6 protein-coding genes are annotated in these 10,687 nt (G+C 74.4%); all 6 read left to right on the top strand.

Translation table 11 applies throughout. The features are described from left to right. Positions 1-141: 141 nt before the first annotated feature. The 6 genes from ACFV4G_RS18460 to ACFV4G_RS18435 all read left to right on the top strand — a co-directional run bounded on the left by ACFV4G_RS18460 (position 142) and on the right by ACFV4G_RS18435 (position 10,555). The gene (locus ACFV4G_RS18460) at positions 142-1,548 is read left to right on the top strand and encodes an FG-GAP-like repeat-containing protein (RefSeq protein ID WP_380441520.1); all 1,407 of its coding nucleotides are present in this window, start codon (positions 142-144) and stop codon (positions 1,546-1,548) included. A gap of 651 nt (positions 1,549-2,199) precedes the next feature. Then, positions 2,200-4,350 (top strand): SpoIIE family protein phosphatase, encoded by a 2,151-nt coding sequence (locus tag ACFV4G_RS18455; protein WP_380441518.1) that lies wholly within the window; start codon positions 2,200-2,202, stop codon positions 4,348-4,350. A 218-nt stretch (positions 4,351-4,568) separates the two neighbouring features. Then, positions 4,569-7,196, top strand: a complete 2,628-nt coding sequence (locus tag ACFV4G_RS18450) for a SpoIIE family protein phosphatase (RefSeq protein ID WP_380441525.1) — start codon at positions 4,569-4,571, stop codon at positions 7,194-7,196. Positions 7,197-7,258: 62 nt separating this feature from the next. Further along, positions 7,259-9,457: a glycoside hydrolase domain-containing protein gene (locus ACFV4G_RS18445; RefSeq protein WP_380441517.1), complete on the top strand. Its 2,199-nt coding sequence runs from the start codon at positions 7,259-7,261 to the stop codon at positions 9,455-9,457. 17 nt (positions 9,458-9,474) lie between these two features. Further along, positions 9,475-9,798 carry a hypothetical protein gene (locus ACFV4G_RS18440; RefSeq protein WP_380441514.1) on the top strand — a complete coding sequence of 108 codons (324 nt, stop codon included), beginning with the start codon at positions 9,475-9,477 and terminating at the stop codon, positions 9,796-9,798. Positions 9,799-9,853: 55 nt separating this feature from the next. Next, entirely contained in the window at positions 9,854-10,555 is a 702-nt protein-coding gene (locus ACFV4G_RS18435) for a hypothetical protein (RefSeq protein ID WP_380441512.1), read from the top strand. Positions 10,556-10,687: the final 132 nt, after the last annotated feature.

Genomic DNA, 10,687 nt, shown 5'->3' with positions numbered 1-10,687 from the left:
GGCCGGGCCGTCACCCCGGTCGCCCCACGCCCGGCCGCTCCCCCCGCCGCACGGCGCGCGGAGCGGCCGGCCCACCTCGTGCACCACGTACCCCACGGCCGGCCAGCGCGCCGGCCCCTTTCGAAGGCCGTACTCCCTGCCATGAAACCTCGCGTTCCCCGGGCACTGGCGGCGCTCCTCGCCGTGACCGGCGTCGGCCTCGGCCTGGCCCCGACCACCGCCCAGGCCGCCACCCGGCCCTCACCTCCACTGATCAAGGTCATGCCGCTCGGCGACTCCATAACCTGGGGGGCCGGCAGCCGCAGCGGTGACGGCTACCGCGCGCCGCTGATGGACCTGACCGCGCACCAGTCCCCTTACACCATCGACATGGTGGGCTCGAACTCCTCCGGCACCCAGGTGGACCCGGACAACGAGGGCCACAGCGGCTACAAGATCCGGCAGATCCGCGCCGGCATCGACCAGTGGCTGACCGCGGCCGACCCGGACGTCGTCCTGCTGCACCTGGGGATCAACGACGTCAAGTTCGACAAGACCGACCCGGTCACGGCCGCCACCGCGCTGTCCGAGCTCGTCGACCGCATCTACACCGACAAGCCGCGGGTGACCGTCGTCATCCAGGGCCTGCTCACCGCCACGCCCGGGCTCGAACAGCAGACCGCCGAGTTCAACCGCACGATCGCCGCCCTGGAGGCCGACCGGCAGCAGGCCGGCCGGCACGTGCGCTACGTGGACCCGGCCGACCTCGACGCCGCCCACGACCTGCCCGACCAGCTGCACCCCAACGACGACGGCTACCGCAAGATGGCCCAGGTCTTCCACACCGCCCTCGACCGCGTCGTCGCCGACGGCTGGGCGCCGCGCCCCGCCGTCCCGCGCGCCGGCACCGAGGCCGGGGACAGCGGCCGGGTGCGCTGGGCCGACTTCGACGGCGACGGCAAGCCCGACTACGTCACCATCGAGGACGACGGTTCGGTCAACGTGTGGCTCAACCGCGGCGGCGACCCGGCCGGCTCCGGCGGCTGGCAGCCGATCGGCAAGGTGGCCACCGGTCTGACCACGGACCAGGACCAGGTGCGCTTCGCCGACTTCGACGGCGACGGCAAGGCCGACTACTGGCTGATCAAGCCCGACGGCTCGGTCACCGTCTTCCTCAACCGCGGCGGCGACCCGGCCGGTTCCGGCGGCTGGTACGGCCTCGGCCAGGTGGCCACGGGTGTCACGACCGACCGCAGCCGGGTCCGGCTGGCCGACTTCGACGGGGACGGCAAGGCCGACTACCACGTCATCAACCCGGACGGCTCCGTCTCCACGTGGCTCAACCGGGGCGGCGACGGCCACGGCGGCTGGCAGTACATCGGCCGGACCGCAACCGGCGTGACCACCGATCACACCAGCGTCCAGCTCGTCGACTTCACCGGCGACACCCACGCCGACTACCTCAGGACCGACCCGGCGGGCCACGTCACCGCCTACGCCAACAACGGCGGCGACCCGAGCGGCCCGGACGGCTGGACCGGCCTCGGCCAGATCGCCGGCGGAGCTTGAGCGGCGGCGCCTGACCGACGGGGCGTGACCAGGGGGTGGTGGCAGATGCCGCCGCCCCCTTCCTCTTGGCCGGAGGCCGGCTCCCTGGCGCGGGAAGCGGCTGCGGACGGCCCGGGCGGCGTCCGTGCCGTCGAGGAGGGTGGGCAGCGGGGCGGTGAGGGTCTCGACGTCCTCTGCCGTCAGGCGGGCGCCCGCCTCGCCCGGCCGGGCGGCCAGGGCGCGGCCGGCGTCCGTGAGGTGGATCAGGACGGCGCGCTCGTCCTGCTCGTGCGGGACGCGGCCGGCGAGGTCGCGCCGGACCAGGGCGTCGACGAGTCGGCTGGGGCTGCCCTCCGCAGACCAGCAGGCGGCCCGGGGCGGCCAGGGCGACCGGCCGGGGGATGGCGAGCGGGATCCGGTAGAAGGGCGGCCGGGCCGGTCGGGGCGTGCGGGACGGCGCAGGGCGGTGCCGGCCGGGGTTCGGCAGTCGGGTCGTCGGCGGTGGTGGTCACGCCGTCCGGGGCGTCGGGGAGGCAGGGAGGCGGCGCCGCGGGCGGCGCCGGGCGGGATCCGGTAGCCGGGGTCCGCAGTGGTTCCCGGCGGCGACGGGACGTACGGCGCCCGGCCGGGCCACTATGGGAGGGGGCCGGTCGGCCGAATGGGGTAATCGTGATGGGCGTGGCACGGCAGGCGTCCCCCGAGGACGCGGGGACGGCGGCGGAGCCGGGCCTGGAGGCCGTCGGGCAGGTCCTGCGGTCGGCGCCGGAGCGGCTCGGCGCGCACCTCGGCGGGGTCTACCTGCTGTCGGAGGACCGGCAGGTGCTCGAACTGGCCATGACGCTGGGGGCCGTCCGGCAGTTCACCAGGCCGTGGCAGCACATCGGCATGACCGCGCCGATCCCGGTGGTCGACGCGGTGCGCGGCGGCCGGACGGTGTGGGTGGCCGGCGCGGAGGAGCTGGCGCGCCGGTACCCGAGGGTCGCGGTCGCGATGCCGTACGCGTTCTGCCTGGCCGCCGCGCCGCTCGTCGCGCGCGGGACGACGTACGGGGCCCTGTTCGTGCTGTGGCCCGCCGCGCACGCCCCCGAGCTGTCGCCCTGGGAGCGCGGCGCGCTCGACGCGCTCGCCGGACGCCTGGCCCAGGTAGTGGCGGAGGCCGCCGACGCCGGGCGGCCGGTCCGCCCGGGCCCGCGCCCGGCGGTGGCGGAGCGGCGTCCGGTCGAGCCGGTCGCGGCGATGGCGGCGCGGCTCCCGGAGGGCCTCTGCGCGCTGGACCTGGACGGCCGGCTGGCCGCCGTCACCCCGGCCGCCGCCGAGCTGCTCGGGGAGCCGGCCGAGCGGCTGCTGGGCCTGCGGCCGTGGGCGGTGCTGCCGTGGCTGCGCGATCCGGTGTACGAGTACCACTGCCGGGCGGCGGTGATCAGCGGGCAGTCGGCGGCGTTCGTCGCCGTCCGGCCGCCGGACCGCCGGCTGTCGTTCGAGCTGTTCCCGGACCCGACCGGCCTCACCGTCCGGATCGCCCCGGTCGCCCCCGTCGCCCCGCTCACCGCCGTCGCCGGCACCCGCCGGGAGCGGCCCGCGGGCACGGCGGCCGACCGGGCGGTGCAGGCCCGGCCCGGCGCGCTGTACCACCTGCTCCACCTGGCCAGCGCGCTGACCGAGGCGATCAGCGTGCAGGACGTCGTGGCCATGGTCGCCGAGCAGATCGTGCCGGCCTTCGGCGGCCGGGCGGTGGCGGTGCTGCTGGCCGAGGGCGGCCGGCTGCGCATCGCGGGCCACCGCGGTTACCCGCCCGGCCTGGTCGACCAGTTCGACGGCACCCCGCTGACCGAGCCGACGCCCGGCGTCCGGGCCTCCACCCACGCCGTGCCGGCCTACTTCGAGAGCCGCGCGGAGCTGGAGCGGCTCTACCCGGGCCGCCACGAGACGCAGGACGGGATGGCCGCGTGGGCCTACCTGCCGCTGGTGACCTCGCGCCGGCTGATCGGCACGTGCGTGCTCGCCTTCGCCGAGCCGCACCGCTTCGACCTGGAGGAGCGGGCCGTCCTCACCTCCCTCGGCGGGCTGATCGCCCAGGCGCTGGACCGCGCCCGGCTGTACGACACCAAGCTCGGCCTGGCCCACGGCCTCCAGGAGAGCCTGCTGCCCCGGGCGCTGCCCGCCGTGCCGGGCCTGGACGTCCGCGCCCGCTACCTGCCCGCCACCGAGGGCATGGACGTCGGCGGCGACTTCTACGACCTCCTGCGGGTCGGGCCCGACGACGTCGCCGTCGTCATCGGCGACGTCCAGGGCCACAACGTCAACGCCGCCGCGCTCATGGGCCAGGTCCGCACCGCCGTGCGCGCCTTCGCGTCCGCCGACGCCGACCCGGGCACCGTGCTGTGCCGCACCAACCGCCTGCTGGCCGACCTGGACACGGCGCTGCTGGCCAGCTGCGCCTACCTGCGCGTCGACCTCGCCCGGCGCGAGGCCCGGCTGGCCGACGCCGGGCACCCGGCGCCGCTGCTGTACGGGCCGGACGGCCGGGCGGAGGTGCTGGAGCCGGACGTCGGGATGGTGCTGAACGTCGACCCGGCCGCCGAGTACCCGCAGATCTCCGTCCCCCTGCCGGTCGGCACCACGCTGGTCCTGTACACCGACGGCCTGGTCGACACCCCCGGGGCCGATCCCGACCGGGCGCTGGCCGGCCTCGTCGCGACGCTGGCCCGGCGCGGCGCAGAGCCGCTCGACCGGCTGGCCGACGCGCTGATCGACCGGGCCGGGCACGGAGAGCACCGCACCGACGACGTGGCGCTGCTGCTGGTCCGGTCCGTCCCGCGCTGAGCCCGTGCGCCGGCCCGCACGACGTTCCCGTCCGACGTTTCCGCCCGCGCCCGGGGCGGGATCATGGGGGTATGGCCGCGGACCAGGGCCCCACGCCCCGGCTGCCCCCGGGCCGACCGGGTGGCCGCCGGGAGCGGCGACACCCGAATCCGGTACCGCGGGAACCTCCGGCGCGGCGCCCGCGGTCGGTGCTGGGGATCCGCAGCGTCGCCGGCCAGATGTTCGTCCTCCAGGTGCTGATCGTCCTGCTGCTCGTGGTGGTGGCCGTCGTGGCGCTGCTGGTGCAGTCCCGCAGTGACCGGTTCGACGCGGCCCGTGACCGCTCGCTCGCCGCCGCCGAGAGCTTCGCCCACGGTCCGGGCCTGGTGGCGACGATGGAGGGGCCGAATCCCAGCGCCGTCCTCCAGCCGCTGACCGAGGCGGCCCGCAAGGCGGCCATGGTCGACTTCATCGTGGTCACCGACCGCAACGGCATCCGCTACACCCACCCCGAGCCGCAGCTGATCGGCAAGAAGTTCGTCGGCACCATCGGTCCCTCGCTGGAGGGCAAGGTCACCGTGGAGCAGGTGCACGGGCCGCTCGGCCAGGAGTACCAGGTCGTCGTGCCGGTCGAGGACTCCAACGGCGCTGTCGTCGGCATCGTGTCCTCCGGGATGAAGGTCGCCAACGTCAGCAGCGCGATCGACCGCCAGCTGCCGGTCGTCCTCGGGGCCGGCGCCGTCGCGCTCGGCGTCGCCACGGGCGGGACGGCGCTGGTGGGGCGGCGGCTCCTGCGCCAGACCCACGGCCTGGGGCCGGAGGAGATGACGCGGATGTACGAGCACCACGACGCCGTGCTGCACGCGGTGCGCGAGGGCGTGGTGATCGTCAGCGGGGACGGCCGGATCCTGCTCGCCAACGACGAGGCGCGGCGGCTGCTCGACCTGCCCGCCGACGCGGAGGGGCGCGCCGTCACGGACCTCGGCCTCGCCGCGCGCACCGCCGAACTGCTGGTGTCCGGCCGCGAGGTGAGCGACGAGGTGCTCCCCGTCGGCGAGCGCCTGCTGGCCGTCAACACCCGGCCCACCGACAGCGGGGACGGCCCGGCCGGCAGCGTCACCACGCTGCGCGACTCCACCGAGCTGCGCGCCCTCGCGGGGCGGGCCGAGACCGCCCGCGGCCGGCTGCGGATGCTCTACGACGCGAGCGTCGCCATCGGCACGACGCTGGACGTGCGGCGCACCGCGGACGAGCTCGCGGGGATGGCCGTCCGGGAGTTCTGCGATTTCGCGACCGTCGACCTCGCCGAGGCGGTCCTGAGCGGTGAGGAGCCGCGGACGCCGGCCGTCGGCGAGCCGGTCGAGCTGCGGCGGGTCTCGGTCGACGGGATCAGGGACGACTCGCCGCTGTACCCGCGGGGGGAGCTGGTCCGGTGGGCCGGGAGCACCCCGCAGGCGGAGGGTTTCGTCGGCGGGCGCTCCACGCTGGTGCCCGAGCTGGCGGCCGACGCGGGGTGGCGGCGGCAGGACACCGAACGCACCCAGGCGGTGCTGGAGTTCGGCCTGGGCTCGCTGATCGCGGTGCCGCTGACGGCGCGGGGCGTGCTGATGGGCGTCGCGTGCTTCTGGCGCGGCCGGGAGCGGGGTCCGTTCGAGGAGGACGACCTGTCGCTGGCCGAGGAGCTGACCGCGCGGGCCGCCGTGTCGGTCGACAACGCCCGCCGTTTCACGCGCGAGCACACGATGGCCGTCACGCTCCAGCACAGCCTGCTGCCGCGGGCCCTGCCCGAGCAGAGCGCCGTCGACGTCGCCCACCGCTACCTGCCGGCCCAGGCGGGGGTCGGCGGGGACTGGTTCGACGTGATCCCGCTGCCGGGCGCCCGGGTCGCGCTGGTCGTCGGCGACGTGGTCGGCCACGGCCTGCACGCCGCCGCGACCATGGGCCGGCTGCGCACCGCCGTCCAGAACTTCTCCACCCTCGACCTGCCGCCGGACGAACTCCTCGGGCACCTGGACGAGCTGGTCACCCACATCGACCAGGAGACGGCGGATTCCGACGGGGAGCACGCGATCACCGGCGCGACGTGCCTCTACTGCATCTACGACCCGACGACCGGGATCTGCGCCCTGGCCCGGGCCGGGCACCCGCCGCCCGCGCTCGTCCACCCGGACGGGACCGTGGAGCTGCCGGTGCTGCCGGCCGGTCCGCCGCTCGGTCTGGGCGGAATGCCGTTCGAGGCCGCGGAGTTGCGGCTGGCCGAGGGCAGCAGCCTGGTGCTCTACACCGACGGCCTCATCGAGGACCGCACCCGCGACGTCGGGGTCGGCCTGGACCTCCTCACCGAGACCCTCGGCCGTCCGGGCCGCTCGCCCCAGGAGGTCTGCACCGCCGTGCTCGACGTCCTGCTGCCCGCGCGGCAGAGCGACGACATCGCGCTCCTCGTCGCCCGCACCCGGGTGCTGGCTCCGGAGCGGATCGCCGGGTGGGAGGTCAGCGCCGAGTTCGAGGCGGTGGCGGAGGTCCGCGCCGAGGCCGTCCGGCGGCTCGGCGACTGGGGCCTGGACGAGGCCGGGTTCGTCACCGAGCTGGTGCTCAGCGAGCTGGTGACGAACGCCATCCGCTACGGGAGCGGACCGATCCGGGTGCGGCTGCTGTACGACCGCACGCTGATCTGCGAGGTCTCCGACACCGGCAGCACCTCCCCGCACCTGCGCTACGCGGCCGACGAGGACGAGGGCGGGCGCGGCCTGTACCTGGTGGCCCGGCTCACGGACCGCTGGGGCGTGCGCTACACCGCCGAGGGCAAGATCATCTGGGCCGAGCAGTTCCTGCAATCCGATCGCCAAGGCCAGGAAAAGCCCTGGTAAAGTTCGTGGCCGTGCCGCGGCAGAGGAGCCGTGGCGAGGCGCGAACGGGGGGATCGCAGCCCATGGCTGACGAGATGGTCCGGCTGGCTCAGAGGTTCGTCAACACGACCTACAACAACGGTGCCACGCTTGGGATTTCGAAGCTGGACGAGGACGGCCGCACCGGCTGGACGGTGATGTACGCGCTGACCCGCGCGCTCCAGTACGAGATGGGCATCACCTCCCTCTCGAACTCCTTCGGCCCGACCACGCTGTCGACGCTGCAGGCCAAGTACCCGAAGCTGGACGAGACGACCGTCCCGTCCGCGAACTTCTGCCGGATCCTGCAGGCCGCCCTGTACTGCAAGGGCTACGACGGCGGCGAGATCGACGGCACGTACAACGGCCGGGTCAGGGCGGCGGTCGCCAAGCTCAAGCTCCACATGGGCCTCGACGGGGTGTTCCCTGGCAGCTCGCTCGAACCCAAGGTCGTCAAGGGCCTGCTCACCATGGACGCGTACGTCACCGTCGGCGACGGGACGGACGGCATCCGGGCCATCCAGCGCTGGCTGAACGGCCGTTACGTCAACCGCAGGGACTTCTTCGTGATCCCCTGCGACGGGCACCACTCGCGGGACGTCGCCAAGTCGATGCTGTTCGCGATCCAGTACGAGATCGGCATGGCCGACGGCACCGCCAACGGCGCGTTCGGGCCCGGCACCCAGGCGGGGCTCAAGAGCCACACCGTCTCGGCCGGCGCCACCGGCACCTGGCCGATGCTGTTCACGGCGGCGATGGTGCTCAACCGGCGGGACGTCGCGTTCGGCGACTTCACGGCCGCCGTGAAGAGCGGGGTCGAGGCGTTCCAGTCCTTCGTCAAGCTGCCGGTCACCGGCGTCGGCGACTTCCAGACCTGGGCCTCGCTGCTCGTCTCCTACGGCGACCAGAGCCGGCGCGGCAGCGCCTGCGACGGCGTCACCAAGATCACCCCGGCCCGCGCGCAGGCCCTCAAGGACGCCGGCTACCAGTACGTCGGCCGGTACCTGTCCAACCCGTCGACCACCAGCCTGCCGGAGAAGCAGATCCAGCCCGGCGAGCTGGACACCATCAGGCAGTACGGGCTGCGCTGCTTCCCGATCTACCAGACGTGGAGCCGGTCGGCCGACTACTTCAGCTACAACCAGGGCACCAGCGACGCGTTCCGCGCGATCGAGTGGGCGCGCTTCCACGGCTTCAAGGCCGGCACGACGATCTACTTCGCGGTCGACTACGACGCCATGGACGGCGAGGTCAGCAGCTACGTCATCCCGCACTTCCGCGGCGTGCACCACACCGTGAGCGAGAACTCGTCCTACCAGGTCGGCGTCTACGGGCCGCGCAACGTGTGCCAGCGGGTGGCCGACGCGGGCTTCGCCCGGACCAGCTTCGTCTCCGACATGTCCAGCGGCTTCTCCGGCAACCTCGGCTACCCGATGCCGAGCAACTGGGCGTTCGACCAGATCGCCACCGTCACGGTGGGCAGCGGCGCGTCGGCCATCGAGATCGACACCGACATCGCCTCCGGCCGGGACACCGGCCAGGGCGACTTCGACCCCGGCGCCGGCACCGTCGCCGGGCTCGACACCGACCTCGACAAGACCGCCTACCGCGACGCCATGCTGCGCGACGTGCAGGGCTACCTCACCTCGATCGGCGTGCCGGAGACCGGCGGCGACGGCTGGACGGACAAGGACTGGGCCACCCTCGGCGGCGTCTCCACCACCAAGGCCTTCGACCTCGTGCTCAGCGCCGACTGGCTGTTCACCGCGCTCGCCCGCGAGTTCAAGCTGCGCAAGGCGCTGATCCAGGCCCCCGTGCTGTGGGAGCTGCGCAAGCTCAACGCGCTCGACGTGGCCGCCGACGCCGCCGTCCGCAACGGCCTCAAGGACGACTGCAGCACCGGCTGGGGCCAGATCTTCGCCCGGATCGCCATCGAGGCCCGCAACCACTGCCTGAGCGAGGGCCTGATCAACGGGACGAAGCTCACCGAGGCCAACCTGCGGGAGGTCTGGGACAACCTCCAGGACCCGGCCTACAACATCCGCTCGGTCACCTACCTGACGATCTACAACTCCCGCCAGCTCGGCATCGCCCGGCCCGGACTGACCACCGGCCAGGCCGACACCCAGGCGCTGCTCGCCCGCTACAACGGCCTCGGAGACGCGGCGCAGCAGTACGGCCGCGAGCTGATCGGGCTGTACAACGTGCTGGAGAACTACAACCTGCTGTCGCGCAGCAAGTGAGCCCGGGGCACGAGCACATGCGCACGTACTCGCCGGCCGCCGCCGCCCTGAACCTGCTGCTGGGGCTGCCCGCCGTCGTGCCGGTCTGGCTGCTCTGGTACTTCGCCGCCAACTGGCCGCTCGCCGCCCTGGGTTGGACCACGCGGGAGCCGACCGAGAACGACGGCGTCCTGCCGATGCTGCTGGTCCTGGTCCCGGTGGTGGGGGTGTTCACGCTGCTGTGGTGGCTCGCCAACCGGGCCGTGCGGCGGCGGACGGCCCCGGGCTCGGGCCGGGCGTACTGGCCGGTCAGCGCGCTGCTGCTGCTCGTGCCCACGCTCGTGCTGATCGTCGTTCTGTAGCAGACGGCGTTACCGGAAGACGGAAGACATAGGGGGACACAAGGAAATGGAAGACGTGCAGATCGGATTCACGCGGCGGGCCGCGGTCAAGGGTGCCGCCGTCGTCGGCGCGGCCACGGCCCTGGGCGCGCTGCTCCCCGGCACCGCCTCGGCGGCACCGTCGAAGGGGACGGCCGAGCCGGGCGTCCCGGCGAAGAAGCTCCCGACCAGTGCCAACGGCTGGACGATCGAGAAGGAGGCGAACCACGTCTCCACGGTCTGGACCCGCCCGGTGGCCGGCACGGGCCTCACCGTCGACATCCGGATCGGTGACGCGGAGGAGATCCTCGTCCACGTGATCCGGCGCTTCCACTACGAGGTGGAGGAGCTCCCGAGCGGCGACCTGCTCGGCTGGCAGGCGATCGGCGGCCTGCGCGCGGGCGCCGCGGAGTCGAACCTCGCCTCCGGCACCGCCGTGCGCATCCGCCCCGGCGCCTCGGCGAAGGGCGGGCTCTTCGCCCACCAGGAGCTGGTGCTGCGGGACATCCTCTCCGAGTGCGAGGGCGTCGTGCGCTGGGGCGGGGATGACGCCGAGGTGGACGAGTCGCTGTTCTACCTCGTCCCCGGCCCGGAGGACCGCCGGGTGCGGCAGTTGGCCGACCGCCTGCGCGGCTGGGGCGCCCGTCCCGGCGAGGGTGCGGGCACCCCGGTGGACGTGCTCGCCCCGGCCCGCCGCAGCGAGGCCGACCGGCTCGCCCGGGCGCAGCGCGCGTCCTGACGGTCCGTCAACGCGGCCCGGGGCGGCGGGGCGGCCCGCGGGCGGGGGGGGCGGCGGGCGCGGGGGGTGGGGGGCGGGGCATCGCGGGTGGGTGGGGGGGGAGGCCGCTCAGCGGCGCGGGATGGTGGTTGG

Source organism: Kitasatospora sp. NPDC059747, assembly GCF_042732955.1.
Classification (GTDB): Bacteria; Actinomycetota; Actinomycetes; order Streptomycetales; family Streptomycetaceae; genus Kitasatospora.
The sequence above is the reverse complement of the archived record's forward strand: the minus strand, read 5'-3'. Positions and strand labels throughout refer to the sequence as shown.

What these genes read in the sequence shown, in the direction of transcription:
- ACFV4G_RS18460 (WP_380441520.1), top strand. Translation starts at nt 142, where the DNA reads ATGAAACCTCGCGTTCCCCGGGCACTGGCGGCGCTCCTCGCCGTGACC.
- ACFV4G_RS18455 (WP_380441518.1), top strand. Translation starts at nt 2,200, where the DNA reads ATGGGCGTGGCACGGCAGGCGTCCCCCGAGGACGCGGGGACGGCGGCG.
- ACFV4G_RS18450 (WP_380441525.1), top strand. Translation starts at nt 4,569, where the DNA reads ATGTTCGTCCTCCAGGTGCTGATCGTCCTGCTGCTCGTGGTGGTGGCC.
- ACFV4G_RS18445 (WP_380441517.1), top strand. Translation starts at nt 7,259, where the DNA reads ATGGCTGACGAGATGGTCCGGCTGGCTCAGAGGTTCGTCAACACGACC.
- ACFV4G_RS18440 (WP_380441514.1), top strand. Translation starts at nt 9,475, where the DNA reads ATGCGCACGTACTCGCCGGCCGCCGCCGCCCTGAACCTGCTGCTGGGG.